Origin of the sequence: Streptomyces sp. NPDC092370 (assembly GCF_044755265.1) — a bacterium.
Taxonomy (GTDB): domain Bacteria; phylum Actinomycetota; class Actinomycetes; order Streptomycetales; family Streptomycetaceae; genus Streptomyces.
The window spans coordinates 253,233-273,732 of sequence record NZ_JBIVQO010000004.1; the positions used below are offsets into that span (position 1 = coordinate 253,233).

At 72.9% G+C, this 20,500-nt stretch carries 11 protein-coding genes; 3 read left to right on the forward strand and 8 right to left on the reverse strand.

Annotated elements, in window-relative coordinates; genetic code table 11:
• Nucleotides 1–3 precede the first annotated feature (3 nt).
• The 3 genes from ACIQHQ_RS15235 to ACIQHQ_RS15245 all read right to left on the reverse strand — a co-directional run bounded on the left by ACIQHQ_RS15235 (nucleotide 4) and on the right by ACIQHQ_RS15245 (nucleotide 7,721).
• Nucleotides 4–3,606, reverse strand: coding sequence for an ATP-dependent helicase (locus tag ACIQHQ_RS15235; RefSeq protein ID WP_402612369.1), 3,603 nt, complete (start codon nucleotides 3,604–3,606; stop codon nucleotides 4–6).
• A gap of 90 nt (nucleotides 3,607–3,696) precedes the next feature.
• Nucleotides 3,697–7,065 carry an ATP-dependent helicase gene (locus ACIQHQ_RS15240; RefSeq protein WP_402612370.1) on the reverse strand — a complete coding sequence of 1,123 codons (3,369 nt, stop codon included), beginning with the start codon at nucleotides 7,063–7,065 and terminating at the stop codon, nucleotides 3,697–3,699.
• Between the two features lie 266 nt (nucleotides 7,066–7,331).
• Nucleotides 7,332–7,721 (reverse strand): MGMT family protein, encoded by a 390-nt coding sequence (locus ACIQHQ_RS15245; protein WP_402612371.1) that lies wholly within the window; start codon nucleotides 7,719–7,721, stop codon nucleotides 7,332–7,334.
• Between the two features lie 186 nt (nucleotides 7,722–7,907).
• Here ACIQHQ_RS15245 and ACIQHQ_RS15250 point away from each other — a divergent pair, with 186 nt between their 5' ends.
• From ACIQHQ_RS15250 to ACIQHQ_RS15260, 3 genes are all read left to right on the forward strand, one after another.
• Complete coding sequence (locus ACIQHQ_RS15250; RefSeq protein ID WP_402612372.1) at nucleotides 7,908–10,637, forward strand: lysylphosphatidylglycerol synthase domain-containing protein; 2,730 nt, start codon at nucleotides 7,908–7,910, stop codon at nucleotides 10,635–10,637.
• 334 nt (nucleotides 10,638–10,971) lie between these two features.
• A complete protein-coding gene (locus tag ACIQHQ_RS15255; protein WP_402612373.1) occupies nucleotides 10,972–12,516 on the forward strand; it encodes an alpha/beta hydrolase in 1,545 nt (514 codons plus the stop codon).
• A 135-nt stretch (nucleotides 12,517–12,651) separates the two neighbouring features.
• Entirely contained in the window at nucleotides 12,652–14,121 is a 1,470-nt protein-coding gene (locus tag ACIQHQ_RS15260; RefSeq protein WP_402612374.1) for an alpha/beta hydrolase, read from the forward strand.
• A gap of 71 nt (nucleotides 14,122–14,192) precedes the next feature.
• Here ACIQHQ_RS15260 and moeZ read toward each other — a convergent pair whose 3' ends face one another.
• The 5 genes from moeZ to ACIQHQ_RS15285 all read right to left on the reverse strand — a co-directional run bounded on the left by moeZ (nucleotide 14,193) and on the right by ACIQHQ_RS15285 (nucleotide 20,304).
• Nucleotides 14,193–15,371, reverse strand: coding sequence for an adenylyltransferase/sulfurtransferase MoeZ (gene moeZ / locus ACIQHQ_RS15265; RefSeq protein WP_402612375.1), 1,179 nt, complete (start codon nucleotides 15,369–15,371; stop codon nucleotides 14,193–14,195).
• 63 nt (nucleotides 15,372–15,434) lie between these two features.
• Nucleotides 15,435–16,184, reverse strand: coding sequence for a spherulation-specific family 4 protein (locus ACIQHQ_RS15270; protein ID WP_402612376.1), 750 nt, complete (start codon nucleotides 16,182–16,184; stop codon nucleotides 15,435–15,437).
• Complete coding sequence (locus ACIQHQ_RS15275) at nucleotides 16,172–17,131, reverse strand: NAD-dependent epimerase/dehydratase family protein (RefSeq protein ID WP_402612377.1); 960 nt, start codon at nucleotides 17,129–17,131, stop codon at nucleotides 16,172–16,174. The genes ACIQHQ_RS15270 and ACIQHQ_RS15275 overlap by 13 nt, the downstream gene beginning before the upstream one ends.
• Nucleotides 17,132–17,251: 120 nt before the next feature.
• Nucleotides 17,252–18,595 (reverse strand): hypothetical protein, encoded by a 1,344-nt coding sequence (locus ACIQHQ_RS15280; protein ID WP_402612378.1) that lies wholly within the window; start codon nucleotides 18,593–18,595, stop codon nucleotides 17,252–17,254.
• The gene (locus tag ACIQHQ_RS15285) at nucleotides 18,592–20,304 is read right to left on the reverse strand and encodes a DUF3492 domain-containing protein (protein WP_402612379.1); all 1,713 of its coding nucleotides are present in this window, start codon (nucleotides 20,302–20,304) and stop codon (nucleotides 18,592–18,594) included. The genes ACIQHQ_RS15280 and ACIQHQ_RS15285 overlap by 4 nt, the downstream gene beginning before the upstream one ends.
• Between the last annotated feature and the right edge of the window lie 196 nt (nucleotides 20,305–20,500).

Consider the following 20,500-nt stretch of genomic DNA (forward strand, 5'->3'; position numbering starts at 1 on the left):
AGCCTATCGGCCCGCACGGGCGTCCTCGGAGTGCGGTTCCTCACCGGGCCCGGCCCCGGTCCCCGCTGTGCTCTCCGCGCCGGACGGCTCCTCCAGCAGCAATCGCTCCAGGGCGGCTCGGTCCGGCAGCTCCGCCGGGCGTACGATCTCGCCGCTGCGCACGTAGAGGAACGCGGCCGTGACCGACTCGGGTGGGACGCCCTGCTGCTCGGCCCAGGCGAGGCGGTAGACGGCGAGCTGGAGGGGGTCGGCGGTGCGGGAGCGGTTGGTCTTCCAGTCGACGATCTCGTACGTCGCATGCTCCCCGTCGCCTTGTTTGTAGACGGCGTCGATGCGGCCCCGGACGATCCGGCCGGCGATCTCGAGCTGGAAGGGAGCCTCCACCCGGTGGGGCGTGCGGTGTGCGTACTCGGTGCGCTCGAAGGCGTCCTTGAGGGCCTCCAGGTCCCGTTCGTCGGCGATCTCGGCCTCGTTTCCGGGCAGTTCCTCCGGCTCCAGCATGGGCAGCGTGAGCTCTTCGAAGCGGGCCTCGATCCAGGCGTGGAAGCGGGTGCCGCGCCGGGCCGCGGGCTGGGGCGGGCGGGGCATGGGGCGGGCCAGCTCCTGGGCGAAGCCGTCCGGGTCGGCGGCCAGGCGCAGCAACTGGGACGCCGAGAGCGACGCCGGGAGGGGGACGTCGGTGACGCTGTCGCGAGCGCGCAGGAGTTCGCCGGTGAGGGCGTCGAGGTCGCGGTCCCAGGAGGCGATGGTGCGGGCTTCCTCCGGGGTGAGGCGCCGGTGTTCCCGGCCCCGGGGGCCCGGGTGCTCGGAGGTACCGGGGTGTGGGCGGGCGGCCGGGGGCAGCTGGTGGGGGACGGTGGGGCGGCCGGCGGGGAGGGTGTTCCGGTCCGCCGGGTCTTCGCCGTAGGCGTCGCCGAAGGGGTCCCCGTCGGGGGAACCCACCTCGAGGGGGTCCTCGTCGAACGGGTCCGGTTCGTCGCACGGAGGTCCTTCGTAAGGAGGTCCTTCGTAAGGAGGCTCGTCGTCCTCGGGGGGCGGCGGCCACTCCGGGTCGTCGAGGGCGTCGGGATCGTGAACGGCTGCGGGGTGCCCGTGCTCGTGGGACGCGAGGTCCTCCAGGTGGGCCAGGACGGTCTCGGCGGCCGCCCGGCGCCGGGCGAGGGCCGTCTCGTCCAGGGGCAGTGGCCACACCTGGTCCGCCGTCGTCCGGTGCAGGGCCGGGTTCTCCTCGTCCTCGGCGGGTTCGTCCGCCCAGGCCTCGATCTCGCCGTACCCGGCTTCGCAGTGCTCGTGCAGGGCTTGGAGGAACGCGGAGGGTCCGCGGCGCTTCTTCTGAGTGGGCCCCCACCAGTGGCCGGAGCCCAGGAGGAGCGAGCGGGGGCGGGTGAAGGTGACGTAACCGAGGCGGAGCTCCTCGGTGTGCTGGTGCTCCTTCATGGCCTCGTGGAAGGCCTTCAGTCCCCTGGCGTCCCAGGACGTCACGTCGGGCAGGGTGTCGGCGTCACCGCGCAGCTCGTGCGGCAGGACCTTGCCCTGGGAGGTCCACTTCTCGCGGCCCTGGCTGCTGGGGAAGGTGCCGGTGACCAGGCCGGGGACGACCACGACGTCCCACTCCAGCCCTTTGGACTTGTGGGCGGTGAGCACCTTGACGGTGTTCTCGCCGCCGGGGAGGGCGTTGTCGAGCCCCTTCTCGTACTGTGCGGCCGTGCGCAGGAAGCCGAGGAAGGCGAGCAGGGACGCCTCGTTGTCGCCGGCGGCGAAGGAGGCGGCGACGTCCAGGAAGTTGGACAGGGTCTCGCGGCGGCGGGCGGCCAGGGCGTGCGGGGACGCCGACAGCTCCACTTCCAGGCCGGTGACGGCGAGGACGCGGTGCAGGACATCCATCAGCGGGTCGGCCAGGGAGCGGCGCAGTTCGCGCAGTTCCGTGGCCAGCCGGGCGAAACGCACGCGCGCGTCGGGCGAGAACGGCAGGCCGTCGTCGTCCCCGCGGCCGTCCAGCGGGGTCTCCAGGAAGGTGTCGAGGGCGTCCGCGAGGGAGATCACCTCGGACGGGTCGACGCCCTCGACGGCCTCGGCGAGGCGGCGGTCCTGGTCGTCGTCGTCCGTCACGCGCGCGTGCGCCACGAGGAGCCGGGCGCGCCGCCCCAGCAGGGCGAGGTCGCGCGGGCCGATGCGCCAGCGAGGGCCGGTCAGCAGGCGCACGAGCGAGGCGTTGGCGCCGGGGTCCTGGAGGACCTCGCAGACGGCGACGAGGTCGGCGATCTCCGGCAGGTGCAGCAGCCCGGACAGGCCGACGACCTCGACGGGGACGTCCCTGGCGACCAGGGCGCCCTGGATCTCGGCGAAGTCGGTCGCCGTGCGGCACAGGACGGCGATCTCGCCGGGTGCCGTCCCGGTCCGGACGAGGTGGGCGACGGAGTCGGCGGCCCAGTCGATCTCCTCGGCGTGGGTGGGCAGCAGGGCGCAGCGGACCATGCCGTCGCGTTCGGCGCCGGGGGCCGGACGGAGGGCCTCCACGCCCGCGTGCAGGGCGCGCAGGGGCTCTGCGAGGTCGTTGGCGAGGTCGAGGAGGCGGCCGCCGCTGCGGCGGTTCTCGCTGAGGGCCTGACGGGTCGCGGGGCGGCCGTCGGCGTGGGCGAAGTGCTCGGGAAAGTCGTCGAGGTTGGCGACGGAGGCGCCGCGCCAGCCGTAGATCGCTTGGCAGGGGTCGCCGACGGCGGTGACGGGGTGGCCGGTGCCTTCGCCGAACAGGCCTGCCAGGAGGACGCGTTGGGCGACCGATGTGTCCTGGTACTCGTCGAGCAGGACCACCCGGAACTCGTCGCGCAGGGCACGGCCCACCTCGGGGATCCCGGCGAGCCGGGCCGACAGGGCGATCTGGTCGCCGAAGTCGAGCAGGTCCCGCTCGCGCTTGGCGGTCCGGTAGCGGGTGACCAGTTCGGCGAGTTCCCGCCGGGCGGCGGCCGCCTCGGGGACCTTGCGCAGGTCGGCGTTGCCGAGCTTGGCGCCCCGCAGCGTCAGCAGCAGGTCGGCGTCGTACGCGCGCAGCGCCTCCGGGCGTACGAGGTGCTCGGCGAGCTCGGCGTCGAGGGCGAGGAGGTCGCCGACCAGGTCCGGGAAGGAACGCGTCAGGGCCGGGTAGGGCCCGGGCGCCTCGCGCAGGACGCGCGCGGCGAGCTGGAAGCGGGTGGCGTCGGCGAGCAGCCGGGACGTGGGCTCGAGACCGATGCGCAGGCCGTGGTCGGTCAGCAGACGGCCCGCGAAGGCGTGGTACGTGGAGATCACCGGCTCGCCCGGCGGGTTGTCGGGGTCGATGACGTCGGGGTCGGTGACGCCGGCCTTGACCAGCGCCTTGCGGACGCGCTCGGCGAGTTCGGCGGCGGCCTTGTTGGTGAAGGTGAGGCCGAGTACCTGCTCGGGGGCGACCTGGCCGGTGCCGACAAGCCACACCACGCGGGCCGCCATCACCGTCGTCTTGCCCGAGCCGGCTCCGGCCACGATCACCTGCGGGGCGGGCGGCGCGGTGATGCAGGCCGTCTGCTCCGGGGTGAACGGGATGCCGAGGAGCTCCTTGAGCTGTTCGGGATCGGTGATTCGGGCGGGCACAGCGAAAGGCTAGCGGCGGCCACTGACAGGAGTGACCGGATCGGCCTCCGTGAGGGAAGAAGCGCAGGTCGGCCCAGGTGGTGCGATAGCTCACTCGACGACGTGACGCCCCTCCTGCCGCGCGCTGCACGAGGCCCGGAACGCGCAGTGCGTGCAGTGCTGCCCCGCGGTCGGTGTGAACCGTTCGTCGAGAACCTTGCCGGCGGCGGTGGCCAGCAGATCACCGACCCACTCCCCCTCCAGGGGCTCCTGGGCCTGCACCTTGGGCAGGCTCTCACCGCCGTCGCGTTTGGCCGCCCCCTGCCGGAGGTGGACGAGTTCGGCGCCGCCCGGCTCGGGGCGTACGCCGTCGAAGGCCTCGTCTACGGCGCCCTCGCGTACGGCCAGCTGGTAGACGGCGAGCTGCGGGTGGCGCTCCACCTCCTTCGAACTGGGCGCCTGCTTGCCGGTCTTGAAGTCGACCACGTAGGCGCGGCCGTCGCCGTCCGTCTCGACCCGGTCCATCTGGCCGCGGATGCGTACCTGGTAGTCGCCCGCTTCGAGGGTGACGTCGAAATCGTGCTCGCTGGCCACCGGGGTGCGCCCGGTGCGGTTCATGACGTGCCATTGAAGGAACCGTTCAAGCGCCACGCGCGCGTTGTCCTTCTCCTGGGCCGACTTCCACGGTGCGTCGAAGGCCAGGGCGTTCCACACGGAGTCGAGGCGTTCCATGAGGACGCCGAGGTCGGCCGGAGTGCGCCCGGAAGCCACCTCGTCGGCGAGGACGTGCACCACGTTGCCGAAGCCCTGGGCGGCCGTCGCGGGCGCGTCGGCCTTCACCTCGCGGCCGAGGAACCACTGGAGGGCGCAGGTGTTGGCCAGTTGGTCGAGGGCGCTGCCGGAGAGCACGACGGGCTGGTCCCGGTCGCGCAGCGGCACCTTGGACTCGGTGGGCTCGAACATGCCCCACCAGCGGTAGGGGTGGGCGGACGGCACCAGGGGGCGTCCGTCGTCGTCGGCGAGGGCGGCGAGCCGGGCCAGGCGGTGGGCGGCGGCCTCCCGGAGGGTGTCGGAGACGCGCGGGTCGACCGTGGTGGCGCGCAGTTCTGCGACGAGTGCGGCGACGGACAGCGGGCGGCGGGGGCGTCCCGTGACGTCCTTGGGTTCGACGCCGAGTTCGGTCAGGAAGCGGGAGGGCTGGTCGCCGTCGTCCGCGGGGGCCTTGACCGCGGTGACGACAAGGCGTTCACGCGCGCGCGTGGCGGCCACGTAGAAGAGGCGGCGTTCCTCGGCGAGCAGCGCGCCGGGGGCGAGGGGCTCGGCGAGTCCGTCGCGGCCGATGCGGTCGGCCTCCAGGAGGGAGCCGCGGCGGCGCAGGTCCGGCCACAGGCCCTCCTGGACGCCGGCGACGACCACGAGGCGCCACTCCAGACCCTTGGAGCGGTGCGCGGTCATCAGGCGGACGGCGTCGGGGCGCACGGCACGCCGTGTGAGGGTGTCGGCGGCGATGTCCTCGGCGTCGATCTCCTCCAGGAAGTTCAGGGCCCCCCGGCCGCCGGTGCGCTCCTCGGCGCGGGCGGCGGTGGCGAACAGGGCGCAGACGGCGTCCAGGTCGCGGTCCGCGTTGCGCCCGGCGGCGCCGCCCCGGCGGGCGGCCCGCTCCAGCCGGCCGGGCCACGGCGTGCCTTCCCACAGGTCCCACAGCGCCTCCTCGGCGGTCCCGCCGCCGGCCAGGCGCTCGCGGGCCTTGCGCAACAGCGCGCCGAGGCGCTGGGCACCCCGCGCGTACGTGGGGTCGTGCACGGCGAGACGCTCCGGCTCGGCGAGCGCCTGCGCGAGCAGCAGGTCGGAGGGGGGCGGCAGCGGGTTGCCCGCGGCCCGTTCCTCGTCGCGCAGGGCGCGACCGAGACGGCGCAGGTCGGCGGCGTCCATGCTCGCGAGGGGGGAGGTCAGGAGGGTGAGGGCGGTTTCGGTGTCGAGCCAGCAGCTGTCCTGGCGTGCGGAAGGGGCGTCGTCGGAGGATGGGGCCTCCTCGAACTCCCGGGAGTAAGGGACCTCCTCGGGCTGCCGGGGCACGGGGGATCCCGCCTCCGCCGCAGCGACCGCCCGCAACGCCGTCAGCAACGGTGCCACCGCCGGTTCGTGCCGCAGCGGCACGTCATCACCGTCGACGTCCACGGGGACGCCCGCCGCCGTGAGGGCGCGGCGGACCGTGGGGATGGTGCGGGAGCCGGCGCGCACCAGGACGGCCATGTCGCTCCACGGGACGCCGTCCTCCAGATGGGCCCTGCGGAGGATGTCGGCGATGTTGTCCAGCTCGGTCCCGGACGTCGGGTACGTGTACGCCTCGACACGGCCGCCGTCCCGATCGGGGGCGAGTTCGCGATGGGCGCGCACCTTCTCGGCGGGCAGGCGGGTCAGCGGCATGCGCTGCGTGAGCAGCCGGGTGGCGGCCAGCAGGCCGGCGCCGGAGCGACGGGACGTGCGCAGCACCGAGACGGGGGCGGGGCGGCCGTCCGCGCGCGGGAAGACGTGCGGGAAGTCCAGGATGCCGTTCACGTCGGCGCCGCGGAACGCGTAGATCGACTGGTCGGGGTCACCGAAGGCCACGAGGGTGCGGCCGCCGCCGGCCAGGGCGTCCAGCAGCCGCACCTGAGCGGGGTCCGTGTCCTGGTACTCGTCGACGTACACGGCGTCGTAGCGGGCGGCGAGCCACGCGGCGACCTCGGGGCGGCGGGCGAGGAGCACCGCGCGGTGGACGAGCTCGGCGTAGTCGATCACGCCTTGCAGGTCGAGCACGTCGAGGTACTCGGCGAGGAAGGCGGCCGCGGCGCGCCAGTCGGGGCGTCCCGTGCGGCGGGCGAAGGCGTCCAGGGCGTCGGGGCCGAGGCCCAGTTCGCGGCTGCGGGCGAGTACCGCGCGGACCTCGTCGGCGAAACCGCGGGTGGTCAGGCAGGCGCGCAGTTCGTCCGGCCAGCGCACGTGTGCGAGTCCGAGCCGTTCCAGATCGACTTGGCCCGCGAGCAGCTCCCGCACGGAGACGTCCTGCTCGGGGCCGGACAGCAGCCGCAGCGGCTCCACGAACAGGTCGCTGTCCTGGTGGGCGCGGACCAGGGCGTAACAGAACGAGTGGAAGGTGGTCGCCTGGGGGGCGCGGGCCGCCCCGGTCCGCAGGGCCAGGCGATCGCGCAGTTCGACGGCCGCCCGGCGGCTGAACGTGAGCACCAGCACACGCTCGGGGTCCCCGCCCCGGGCGACGCGCTCGGCCACCGACTCCACGAGCGTGGTGGTCTTGCCTGTGCCGGGACCTGCGAGGACGAGCAGCGGGCCCCCCGGGTGGTCAACCACGGAGCGCTGCGAGGCGTCCAAGTGAGGGGGGTCCACCCGAGCAGGAGGGGTACGTACCAGTCGGTAGGCGCCACGACTCCCCCGCCGCACCCGGGGGTGCGACAGGCGGCTGGTGAAGGAAGAGGAGCTCACGTGGTTCGCCGGTTCTGGTGGAAGTGCTGGGTGGCGGGCCACCGCACGAGGCGGGCGGTGACCGCGGGGTGACGTGGGCACGCGGAGCCGACGCTACGCCGACCAGTGAGGCGGAAGCAGGGCTTCCCCTTCTTCCCGTCGGTCACTCGCGGCGCTCGTGGCACTCGCGCCCCTCGCCTCTCGAACGTACGTCATGCCCTCGATGTGCCCCGATTCCCCCGTACGGATCACGGGTCCCACGAGAGGCCGTCCGATGGCGGAAGCTGTCAGGTGTGACCCTCCGCGCGATCGCCGCCGTCCCACCGCGCCCGTCTCATGTCGATGCGCGGCAGGTGGCCCTCGGCCGAGCGGCCCGCCTCCTTCAGGGGTGTGCCCTCCGCCCGGTAGTGCCCGAGCGCCCGCTGCTCGTGCCCGGGCAGCAGGACGCCGTCCGCGCGGACGACCCGCCACCACGGCGCGGCTCCCCCGTAGAGCGCCATCACACGGCCGACCTGCCGCGGACCGCCCTGCTCCAGCCACTCGGCGACATCCCCGTAGGTCATGACACGACCCGGCGGGATCAGTTCGGCGACGTCGAGGACCCGCTCGGCGTACTCGGGGAGCTCTTGCGCGGGCCCGTCCTCGTACCCGCCCCCCTCAGGGCTCTGCTCACTCATCCGCCCCATCCTGCCCCACCCCACCGACAACGGGCCGGGCGCGATCCCGGGCATTTCCCTCACGAGGCAAGAGCGCGTCGGGCAGACTGTCCGCCCCCGCATGTGCACCCTGATTGTCCCGTGTGCCGGTGCGGCATGCCACCATCGTGCGGGCGGTGATCGGTGATACGAGACCAAGAAGAGACGATGAAGCAGCAGGGTGCGCACCCCGAGGGCACGGAGGGCACCTCTGACGCTTCGTCGCGCCCGAGCACTCCGAAGGACCGTCCGAAGGGGGCCGCGAAGAAGCCCCGGGCGGCCGCCGAGGAGCCCGACGTCGCGCACATCGACGAGGTGGAGGGCGACGAACCGCTGCTCCCCGCGCGCGTGCACCGCCCGTCCGACCTGATGCGCCTGCTCGTGGGTGTGCTCGCCGTCGCGATCCTGATCGGCATCGCCGCGTTCGCGCACGGCACCACCTCGGGCCTCGAACAGGACATCAACAAGGGCACCGGGCAGGCCCCCGACCTGCTCATCAAGATCGCGGGGCTGGCCTCCAGCATCGCCATCCTGCTGGTGCCGGTCGCCTTCGCCATCGAGCGGCTGATCAAACGGGACGGGCTCCGCATCGCCGACGGCGTCCTCGCGGCAGTCTTGGCGCATGGTGTGACCCTCGCCACCGACCTGTGGGTCGCCCGGGCCGCCCCCGACTCGATCCAGGAGGCGCTCACACAGCCCTCTCCCGGCGACATCCACGCGCTGACCGATCCCGTGCACGGCTATCTGGCCCCGGTCATCGCCTATATGACGGCCGTCGGCATGTCGCGCAGACCGAGATGGCGTGCGGTGCTGTGGGTCGTGCTGCTCCTCGACGCCTTCTCCATGCTCGTCACCGGCTACACGACCCCGTTCTCGATCATCCTGACGGTGCTGATCGGCTGGACCGTGGCCTACGGCACCCTGTACGCGGTCGGCTCGCCCAACGTCCGGCCCACCGGGCAGACCCTGATGGCCGGTCTGCGGACCGTCGGCTTCCGCCCGGTCAGCGCGTCCCGCGAGGACACCTCGGACACCCCGGACACCGGAGACCGGGGCCGACGCTACTTCGTCACCCTCGAGGACGGCCCGCCCCTGGACGTGACGGTGGTGGACCGGGAGCAGCAGGCGCAGGGCTTCTTCTACCGCGCCTGGCGCAATCTCACCTTGCGCGGCTTCGCCACCCGCAGCAGCCTCCAGTCGCTGCGGCAGGCACTGGAGCAGGAGGCGCTGCTGGCATACGCGGCCATCGCGGCCGGCGCCAACGCCCCCAAGCTGATCGCCACCTCCGAGCTCGGCCCGGACGCGGTGATGCTCGTCTACGAGCACAGCGGCGGTCGCACCCTCGACTCATTGTCGGACGAGGAGATCACCGACGACCTGCTGCGCGACACCTGGCATCAGGTGAGGTCCCTGCAGTCCCGGCGTATCGCGCACCGCAGGCTGGTGGGTGACGCGATTCTGGTTGATCGTTCCGGCACGGTGATCCTCACCGACCTGCGCGTCGGCGAGATCGCGGCCGGCGATCTGCTGCTGCGCATGGACACCTCCCAGCTGCTCGTGACCCTCGGCCTCCGAGTGGGTGCCGAGCGGGCCGTGGCATCGGCGGTGGGCGTGCTCGGTCCCGACGCGGTGGCGGACTGCCTGCCGATGCTCCAGCCCATCGCGCTCAGCCGCTCCACGCGCGCGACGCTGCGCAGACTGGCCCGGGAGCGGGCGCAGCGCGAGCGGGACGCGGTGCTGGAGGCGTCCCGGCAGGCCAAGCAGGCCCGCTTGGAGGAGAACGCGGACGAGTCCGCGCCGGTCCTGGAGAAGCCCGACAAGAAGGCCGTACGGGCGGAGCAGCGGGCCGAGAAGCGGGCGATCGACGAGGCCCTGGAGGAGGCTCGCGAGGAGGACCTGCTCACTCAGATCCGGCACGCGGTGCTGCGGATCAGGCCGCAGGCGCCCGTCGAGCCGGCCCGGCTGGAGCGGGTACGGCCGCGCACGCTGATGAGCTTCATCGCCGGCGCGATCGGCGCGTACTTCCTGCTGACGCAGCTCACGCACATCGAGTTCGGGCCGCTCATCTCGAACGCCGAGTGGGGCTGGGTCGCCGCGGCCGTGCTGTTCTCGATGTGCAGCTACGTCGCGGCGGCGATGGCCCTGCTGGGGTTCGTGCCCGAGCGGGTGCCGTTCGTGCGGACCGTGGCGGCGCAGGTCGCCGGATCGTTCGTGAAGATCGTCGCCCCGGCGGCGGTCGGCGGAGTCGCGTTGAACACGCGCTTCCTGCAGCGCGCCGGGGTGCGGCCGGGGCTCGCGGTGGCGAGTGTCGGCGCGTCGCAGCTGTTCGGGCTCGGCTGTCACATCCTGATGCTGCTGTCCTTCGGCTATCTGACCGGCACCGAGAAGACACCGTCGTTGTCGCCGTCCCGGACGGTCATCGCCGGTCTGCTGACGGTGGCGGTGCTCGTGCTCGTGGTGACGTCGGTGCCGTTCCTGCGGAAGTTCGTCGTCACGCGCGTGCGGTCGCTGTTCGCGGGGGTCGTGCCGCGCATGCTGGACGTCCTCCAGCGGCCGCAGAAGCTGGTCACCGGCATCGGCGGCATGCTGCTGCTGACCGCCTGTTTCGTGATGTGCCTGGATGCGTCGATCCGCGCCTTCGGGGACGAGTCCACCTCGATCAGCATCGCCAGCGTCGCGGTCGTCTTCCTCGCGGGCAACGCCCTGGGGTCCGCGGCGCCGACACCGGGCGGCGTGGGCGCGGTCGAGGCGACCCTGACGGTCGGTCTGATCGCCGTCGGACTGCCGAAGGAGGTCGCGGCACCGGCGGTCCTGCTGTTCCGCCTCCTGACGCTGTGGCTCCCCGTTCTGCCGGGCTGGCTGGCCTTCAACCACCTCACGCGCAAACAGGCCCTCTGACCCGCCCGGGCCGCGCCCGGTCGGCCGGCGCCTCCCCGTCCGGGGTGCTCGGGAACAATCGTCGCGGAAGCGGGCCCTTCACACCGCAGCACCGGCGGACAGCCTTCGGCACCACCGGCCGTGGCCTTTGTCACCACCGGCCCGACAGCCTTCGGCACCACCGGCGTGGCCCTTGTCACCACCGGCCCGGCAGCTTTCGGCACCACCGGCCGGACAATCGGGTCTCAGCCGCGCTGCCGGCCCGGCGAGCAGGCCCTCCGGCCTCGTCAAACCCTCTTACCTCGTACGGCACGCGTCCCGCGCGTCCCGCTCGGTGCCGCCGCAGGATGGAGCCATGCCAACCCTCCTCCGGCTGCGCGCCACCGCCCTGACCGCCTCCGCCCTGCTGCTCTCCACCATGCTGGCGGGCTGCGGCGACGACGCCAAGGACGAGGACCTCACGCGGCAGGAACTGAGCTGGAAGGCCTGCCCGGCCCCGGACGAGGCCCAGGGCGGGGGCGCCTCGCCCTCCCCGCTGCCGGACGACGGTGAGTGGCAGTGCGCCACCATGAAGGCTCCGCTCGACTGGGGCGACCCGAAAGGCGACACCATCGGCCTCGCGCTGATCCGCGTCGGGACGACCGGCGCCGGGAACGAACGCATCGGCTCGCTCATCTTCAACTTCGGCGGGCCCGGCGGCTCGGGCGTCACCTCGCTGCCCGCGTTCGCGGAGGGCTACGAGACCTTGCGCACCCGCTACGACCTGGTCAGCTTCGACCCGCGCGGAGTCGGCCGCAGCGACCCCGTGCTCTGCGAGAACGACCAGCAGCTCGACGCCTACTTCCAGCAGGACGCCACGCCCGACGACGCCGCCGAACGCACCCAGCTCGTGGACGACACCAAGGAGTTCAACGACGCCTGCGAGCGGAACTCCGAAAAGATCCTGCCGCACCTGCGCACCACCGACGCGGCCCGCGACCTGGACCTGATGCGCCAGGTCCTCGGCGACGACAAGCTCCACTACTTCGGCATCTCCTACGGCACCGAACTGGGCGGGGTCTACGCCCACCTGTTCCCCGAGCGGGTCGGCCGGGCCGTGTTCGACGCCGTCGTCGATCCCACGCAGAACTCCGAGCAGGGGTCGCTGGGGCAGGCCAAGGGCTTCCAGCTGGCACTCGACAACTTCGCCGAAGACTGCGCGTCGAAGGCCGAGGAGTGCCCGATCGGCGACAGTGCCCAGGACGTGAAGGACCGTATCGCCAAGCTGCTGAACGACCTCGACCGCAATCCGATCCCGGGGATCTTCCCGCGCCTGCTGACCCAGACGGCGGCGACCAGCGGCATCGTGCAGGCGCTGTACTCCCAGGACTTCTGGGAGTACCTCACCGAGGGCCTGAAGAACGCCTACGACGGTGACGGCAGGATCCTGCTGTCGCTGTCCGACTCGATGAACGGCCGCAGGGAGAACGGCGAGTACAGCAACATCACCGCCGCCAACGTCGCCATCAACTGCGCCGACGACAAACCCCGCTACGACACCGCCTACATCGAGCGGAAGCTGCCCGAGTTCCGGGCCGCGTCCGACCTGTTCGGCGACTACATGGCATGGGCCATGCTCAGCTGCACCGACTGGGCCGTGGCGGGCGCCGCCGACCATCCGGACGTGAGCGCCGCGGGCTCGGCGCCCATTCTGGTCGTCGGCAACACCGGTGACCCGGCCACGCCGTACGAGGGCGCGCGGGCGATGGTGAACGCGCTGGGCAAGGGGGTCGGGGTCGAGCTGACGTACCGGGGCCAGGGACACGGCGCGTACGAGAGCGGGAACAAGTGCGTGCAGGGCGCCGTGAACGGCTACCTGCTGGACGGAAAGGTGCCGCAGACGGGGAGCGTCTGCTCCTGACACCAGCAGCGATCCCGGAGAATTCGCAGGTCAGAAGGTTATCCACAGGCTGAAGCGGTCGACGCGGGAGCTGCCTACCATGGCATGACCGCCATCCGCGGCACGGAGCGGACGGCCTGCGAGGGGGGATGGGCAATGACGCGCTTCGTTCGGTGGGCCGCTCTGGCGGCCGCCTCGGCCCTGCTGGCCGCCGGCTGCGGCGGCGGTTCGTCCGACGACGACAAGAGCGGGCTCGCGTGGGGCCGGTGCAAGGCCACCGCCGACGCTCCCGCGCCGAGCAGCGAATGGCAGTGCGCGACGCTGAAGGTGCCGCTGGACTGGTCCAAGCCGGACGGCGAGACGATCGGGCTGGCGCTCATCCGCGCCAAGGCCCGCGGTGACGACCGCGTCGGATCGCTGCTGTTCAATTTCGGCGGCCCGGGCGCCTCGGGCGTGTCCATGATGCCGTCGTACGCCCCGACCGTCTCCGCACTCCGCGAGCGGTACGACCTGGTCAGCTGGGACCCGCGGGGTGTGGGCGCCAGCGAAGGGGTGCGCTGTCGCGGCGACGAGGAGATCCAGGCCGCCGAGTCGGTCGACCTCACCCCGGACACCCCCGCCGAGGAGAAGGTGTACTTCGAGGACGCCGCCGACTTCGGCAAGGGATGCCAGAAGGACGCCGGGAAGCTGATGGCGCATGTCTCGACCGCCGACTCGGCCCGCGACATGGACCGCATCCGGAAGGTCCTCGGCGACAACCGGCTGAACTACTTCGGCATCTCCTACGGGACCGAGCTGGGCGGCACATATGCCCATCTCTTCCCGAAGCACGTGGGACGCATGACGCTGGACGCGGTCGTCGACCCCGCCGCCGACACCGTGGGCCACGCCCAGAACCAGGCCCGGGGATTCCAGCGCGCGCTGAACGGCTACCTCGAATCCACGGGCCAGGACCCGCAGGAAGGCTCCCGCAAGATCACCGGCCTGCTGCGGCGGATCGACGAACGGCCCCTGGCGACGGGCACGCCCGGACGGAAGCTGACGCAGGCCCTCGCGGTCACCGGCATCATCCTGCCGCTGTACGGCAAGGACAGCTGGCCGACCCTGACCGGCGCCCTCGACGCGGCCGAGAAGGGCGACGGCTCGGAGCTCTTGGCCCTCGCCGACCGCTACAACGAACGCCACCCGTCGGGGACCTACGGCACGACGACTCACTCCCAGCGGGTCATATCGTGCCTGGACGACAGGCAGCGGCCGACGCCGGCCCGGACGAAGAAGCTGCTGCCCCGGTTCGAGAAGATCTCCCCGGTCTTCGGGACGTTCCTCGGTTGGGACACGGCAGGCTGGTGTCACGACTGGCCGGTGCCCGGACAGCATGACACCCCGGAGGTGAGCGCCCCCGGCGCGGCACCGGTCCTGGTCGTCGGCAATACGGGCGACCCCGCCACCCCCTACGAGGGCGCGCGCAGGATGGCCGACGAGCTGGGCGAGGGCGTCGGCGTGATGCTCACCTGGCGCGGCGAGGGGCATGGCGCCTACGGCAGTGGAAGCGACTGCGTCGACTCCACGGTGAACGCGTACCTGCTGGACGGCTCGGTGCCGAAGGACGGCACGGTCTGCTCATGACGACGGCGGGGGTTTCGAGCACCCGTGGTGCGCGAAACCCCCGCCGCTCGGAAAGGGAGGCCGGATGCGGCTCAGTAGATCGGCTTGGACGGCTCGATCTGGTTGACCCAGCCGATCACGCCACCGCCGACGTGGACCGCGTCCGAGAAGCCCGCGGACTTCAGGACCGCGAGGACTTCCGCACTGCGGACACCCGTCTTGCAGTGTAGGACGATCTTCTTGTCCTGCGGGAGGCTCTCCAGGGCGGTCCCCATGAGGAACTCGTTCTTCGGGATCAGCCGGGCGCCCGGAATGGAGACGATCTCGTACTCGTTCGGCTCACGGACGTCGATGATGTCGATGCTCTCGCCGTCGTCGATCCACTCCTTGAGCTGCTTGGGAGTGATCGTGGAGTCGGCGGCCGCCGCCTGGGCCTCTTCGGAGACGACGCCGCAGAAGGCCTCGTAGTCGATGAGCTCGGTGACGGTCGGGTTCTCACCGCAGACCGCGCAGTTGGGGTCCTTGCGGACCTTGACCTGGCGGTACTGCATCTCCAGGGCGTCGTAGATCATCAGTCGGCCGACCAGCGGCTCGCCGATGCCTGCGAGGAGCTTGATGGCCTCGTTGACCTGGATGGAGCCGATGGACGCGCACAGCACACCCAGGACGCCGCCCTCGGCGCAGGAGGGGACCATGCCGGGGGGCGGGGGCTCCGGGTACAGGCAGCGGTAGCAGGGGCCGTGCTCGGACCAGAAGACGGACGCCTGGCCGTCGAAGCGGTAGATCGAGCCCCACACGTACGGCTTGTTCAGCAGCACGCAGGCGTCATTGACCAGGTAGCGGGTGGCGAAGTTGTCCGTGCCGTCGACGATCAGGTCGTACTGGCTGAAGATGTCCATCACGTTGTCGGCCTCGAGCCGCTCCTCGTGAAGGATCACGTTCACGTAGGGGTTGATGCCCTTGACGCTGTCGCGGGCGGACTCCGCCTTGGAGCGGCCGATGTCGGCCTGGCTGTGGATGATCTGGCGCTGCAGGTTCGACTCGTCGACCTCGTCGAACTCCACGATGCCGAGGGTGCCGACGCCCGCGGCGGCCAGGTACATCAGCGCCGGCGAGCCCAGGCCGCCGGCGCCCACACACAGCACCTTGGCGTTCTTCAGCCGCTTCTGCCCGTCCATCCCCACGTCGGGGATGATCAGGTGGCGGGAGTACCTGCGGACCTCGTCTACGGTGAGCTCGGAAGCCGGCTCGACCAGGGGTGGCAGCGACACGGGGACTCCGTTGGTCGGTCAATCACTACGGTTGTTCTCCCCGTAACAGTGCCATGCGCTTTTTCATTCCGAGACACCCGTTCCGAGGCGCGAGACGAATTCGTCCCAGTAGCCGGGCATCGCCTCCCAGGGGTGGGTGGGACCGCCCTGGTCCGTGCGGTCGGTGATCCAGACCGTGCCCGCGCCCTGCCGCCGGGCGATGTCCAGTGCCTCCGCCAGGTGGGGGCGGGGTACGCCGTGGACGAAGTGGCAGAAGCGCCCGGGCGAATGGTCCGTGGTCCACTCGGCCACCTGCGACCAGCGGTAGTCGCTCCAGGGGCCGGAGAAGGTGACCAGCTGGTCGGCGAGCTCGACGTAGCCGGGGTGCGGGTGGATGCCGTGGCCCAGGACGATGTGGGCAGCGTCACGGATCACGCGGAGCGTGGCGACCGTGCGGCGGACCTCGGGCAGCCCGGCGTGGTCCGCCGGGCAGCGTTCCAGGAGGAACCCGTCGACCTGGTACCAGTCGACGAACCGGTGGGCGTCCGAGATCAGCTCGCCGAGGTTCCGTGTGCCGTACCGGATGTCGAGATGGCCGAGGACGCGGATGCCCGCGTTGCGCAGACGGCCCGCCGCCTCCAGGCAGTGCGGGTCGGGGCGGGCTCCGGGGCCGTCGGCCACGTTGAGGACCACCCAGTGCAGCGGGGTGCCGGGGCGGGTCAGTTCGCCCCACTCGGTGGGCGCGAGAAGGGGATGCGCGTAACCGGGGACGCCGACCCCCGGGCGGAGTTCCGTGCCCGAGGTGTGCCGACGGGTGCTGGTCAGATGCGGCATGCCGCCTCCATCCAGATGTCGGCGAGGGACTCCTCCAGCCCGATGCGCGGACGCCAGCCGAGCCGGTCGCGCGCGGTGCGCACATCCGCCTGCTGCCAGTTGCCGCAGCCGTCCGGGTACGGGTACGCGACGGGCGGCGCGTGGTCCGGGTCGGGGCGTGGGTGGCCGATGGCCGGGCGCAGGCCACCGGGCGGGCCGTCGAGTTCGTGGAGGGCGCCGCCGTACCCGGCGACGCGGGCGAGGACCGCGGCGGCGTCACGCAGACGTACGGCACGGCCGGAGCCGATGTTGATGACGCCCTGCGCGGCGGAGAGTGAGGCGGCGTGGACGGCACGGGCCACATCGCGGACGTCGACGAAGTCGCGCTGTGCGCCGAGGCCGCCGAGTTTCAGCTCGCCGTCGCCGGACTGCATGGCGCGGCGCATGGCCTCGGCGAGACGGCCCAGCGGGGAGCCGGCGGGGGTGCCGGGTCCGGCCGGGGAGAAGACGCGCAGGACGACGGCGTCCAGGCCGGAGCCGAGGACCAGTTCGGTGGCGGCGAGCTTGCTGACGCCGTACGGACCTCCGGGCCGGGGTACGGCGTCCTCGGCCGTGGAGGAGCCGGGCTGGCTCGGACCGTATTCGGCGCTGCAGCCGATCTGCACCAGCCGGGCTCCGCAGCCGCTGCGGCGCAGGGCCTCGCAGACGGTGGCGACGGCGATGGTGTTGTGGCGAGTCAGTTCCCGGGCTCCGCCGCGGGTGGCGCCGGCGCAGTTGACGACGACGCCCGGGTGGACCGCGTCGAGGAAGCGGGTGAGGGCGCCGGGGCTGCCGGAGGCGAGGTCGAAGCGGACGTCGGCGTCGTCGCCGCGGCCGAGGGCGGTGAGCTGTACGGCGGGGTCGGCGAGCAGGCGGTCGGCGACGAAGCGGCCGATGTAACCGTTGGCTCCGATCAACAGGACTCTCATCACGCGGCTCCCCTTGTCGCCGGGGTTCCTGGGTGGGTGGTCATGCGGGTTCTCCTCGAGGCGGAAAGGAAAGGGTGGGACGGGTGCTGCCTGCGCCGGTGGGGCCGGCGCCCGCGGCGGTCACCGCGCGGGCTCCGGCGGTGCGTGGGCCGAGGCCCGGGTCAGCTTGCGGGTCGTGTGGACCAGGAGGGCCAGGGCCGCCGCCCCGCAGGCGAGGGTGGGGACGCTGTCGGCGCCCCAGGTGGTGACGAGGGTTTCGACGGGGGTGGCCAGGAAGCCGAAGCCGGGAAGGCGTGAGGCGAAGACGGTGGCGAGGGTGGCCGCCTCGGCCATGGCCGTCGCGGTGAGGACCACGGCGGGGGCATAGGTGAAGCCGTGCGTGGTGAGGAGGCGGGCCAGGAAGAGGAGGGCGCCCAGGCTGAGGGCCTCCGCATGGGCCGCGGGCTCGTCGAGGAGGGCCGCGCAGAGGGTGAGCAGGGCCCCCAGGGCCCCCAGGAACAGGGCGATCGCGCCGAGCAGGAGGGGGCGTACGGCGGCGGCGAAGTCCTCCAGGCCGCGGCTGGCGGCGAGTCTGCGGCGGGCCCGCGCGGTGAAGAGGTGCGCGGTCCAGGCGGCGGGCGCGCAAGCCAGGGCGAGGGCCAGGACCGGGGCGGCGGTGACGGGCCAGGGGCTGTCGGCCGTTCCGGTGGGCAGGGCGTCGGGGCCTCCGGCGAGGGCGCCGGCGAGCAGGCCGTTGCCCAGCAGGGAGTAGGCGACGAACCACACGGTCCACGGGGCGGTTCGGCCGTTGGCAGCGCCGGGACGCGGTCCGGGTCGGTCCGCGCCGGTCCTGCTCAGGGGACCTCGGCGCAGGGCCGCGCGGAGGGCCAGGGCTACGGCGAGGGCACCGGCCGTGGCCGCGAGCAGCCGCGTCTGCCCGTGGGTGAGGTGCACGGCGGTCACGGCGGCCGCGCACAGCGCCCCGGGCAGGAGGGTCAGGAGAGCCCAGTCGGCGCGTACCCGGGGTGCGGCGGGCGCCGCGGGCAGGGGGGCGTCTCCGTCACGGGAGACCCTTGCGTACATCTCCTCCGCGAGGGAGAAGACGTCCCGGTGGCGGAAGCGGGCGGCGGTCCGGTCGGTGATGCCGTGCGCCTCCAGGCCGGCGGCGATCTCAAGAGGGTCCACCGCCCGCGCGCAGAGCTCGCGGTGGCGGTGCATCAGCGCCTTCACGGGGTCGGCGGCCCCCCGGCCCGGGGTGGACGCCTTGCGGCCGGTGACCGACTCGGGCGGCACACGTGCCTCGTGGCCGGTGGTCTGCCCTGGTTCGGGAGGCGGCGTACCGTCAGCGGCCTTCGCCCGCTCGGTATCGGCACCCGGACCGGGCGAGCCCGTGGTCGCCGGATCCGGTTCCTTCTCCGTGCGGGCGTCCGGCGCCCCGGAGCCGGACGGGGTTCCCGGACGATCCAATGCGCCCAAGTCCTTCATCGGGCGCCCTCCGGGGCCGGGGCGGGAGTGGTGGCGCGTACGGGGCTGCCCGCCGCCCAGCCGGGACCACCTCGGGTGAGGCGGGGCGACGCGGCGGTCCAGCGGACGGGCACGTGGGCCTCGGCGGGAACCGCGAACGGCAGCGGCTCTCCCGCTCCGTCGAGGAGACAGCGGCGGACGGGAGCACGGGAGACGATCTCCAGGTAAATGCCGTGAAATGCCTCGATGTTCTGCTCGACCGTGAACAGTTCGAGGGCACGGGCGCGCGCGGCGGCACCCAGCCGCGCACGGCGCTCGGGGTCGCGCAGCAGCGCCACGCACGCCTCGGCGAGCGCCCGCGGATTGCGCGGCGGTACGACGAGTCCCGTGCCACCGATGACCTCCACGACCGCGCCGACGTCCGTGGACACCGTCGCGCGCCCGCAGAGCATGGCCTCGACGAGACTCAGGGGGAAGCCCTCGACGACGCTGGAGAGGACGGTCACGGCGCCCGAGGCGTAGGCGTCGGCGGCGGCCGGCAGATCGGGGCCGCCGACCTCCTCGAAGGAGACCGGGTTGTCCCCGGCGGCGTGCGGGCCCTCGGCCTCGTCGGGGAAGAGCTGGGCGGCCAGTGTCCTGCAGTGGCCGAGGTAGGCCGCACCCTCGGGGCCGGCGGGAGCGCCGACGATGCGCAGGCGCGTCCTCGGTTCCTGCTTGCGGATCTCCGCGAAGGCGTGCAGCAGCGAGACCAGGTCCCGGGCGGGCTCGACGCGGCCGACCCAGACGAGTGTGTCCGGGTCGGCGCCGTCCGGGGACTCGCCGACCTCGGTGAAGGGCCGGGCGTCCATGCCGGGATAGACCGTGCGCAGCTTCTCGCGATCGGCACCGCAGCGCTCCTGCCAGCGGCGGGCGTGCGTGTTGCCGGCGGTGACGACCTCGGCCTGCCCGTAGGCCTCGGCCGCGAGCCGGCTCTGGAAGGCCGCCGGCAGGGACCGTACGGCGGGTGGGGCGTCCGGGGTGGTGAGGTAGTGCGTCCGCAGGCGCACGCCGTACTCGGTCACCATCAGGGGTACGCCGGTGAAGTGCCGGGCCAGCAAGCCGGACAGGGCGGCCGTGCCGCCGGACGCGGCGTGGCAGAGGTCGACCGCGCCGAGCCCCTCGTTCTCGTACCAGTCGAGGGAGAGGGGGCGCAGGGCGCGTTCCAGATGGGCGGCGACGGCGAGCAGATCCGGTACGCGCGCCTCACGCGCCGCGCGCTGAGCGCCGGGCGCACGACAGGCGCGTTCCAGGGTGCGCACAGCGGCCTCCGAACGGAGGGCCCCCACCAGTCCCCCTTCCTCGCGGGCGAGTTCCGCGAGCCCGTACAGAGCACTGGCGAAACGGTCCGCCTCAGGGGTCGACGCACCCCCGGAGAGCCCTCCGGCGGAGGCGCTCCCGGGCGTCCCGCACAGCACGGCGGCCAGTTCCCCGAAGCACTCGGCGAACCGCCGACGCGCACGGCGCCCGAGCACCGCCTCGTCGTCCTCAACCATCCACAGCGGTGCGGTGCGCACCCGCCGGACGTTGGGTGGCAGCGGGATCCAGCCCTCGTCCTCCTGGTGCTGGCTGCGGCTGAGCGCGTAGACGTCGAACTCGTGCTGGGCGAGTCCGTGCACCAGCCGGTCGCACCAGAGCCTGGCGTCACCGCTCACGTACGGATACCCACCCTCCGTAAGCAGTCCGATGCGCACGAGTGCACCCCCGATCTCCCGTATGGGGAGCCGCCGTTGCCCGGCGGCTCGCAGCGGGACGAACGTATGCGGACAAGGCGGTGGTGGGGGGGGGGGGGGGGGGGGGCGCCGCCCCCCCCCCCCCCCCCCGCCCGCCCCCGAAAGTCGAGGGGGCGGGGGGGTGGCGGGTGAGCGAAAAAGGACCCACTCCGACGCA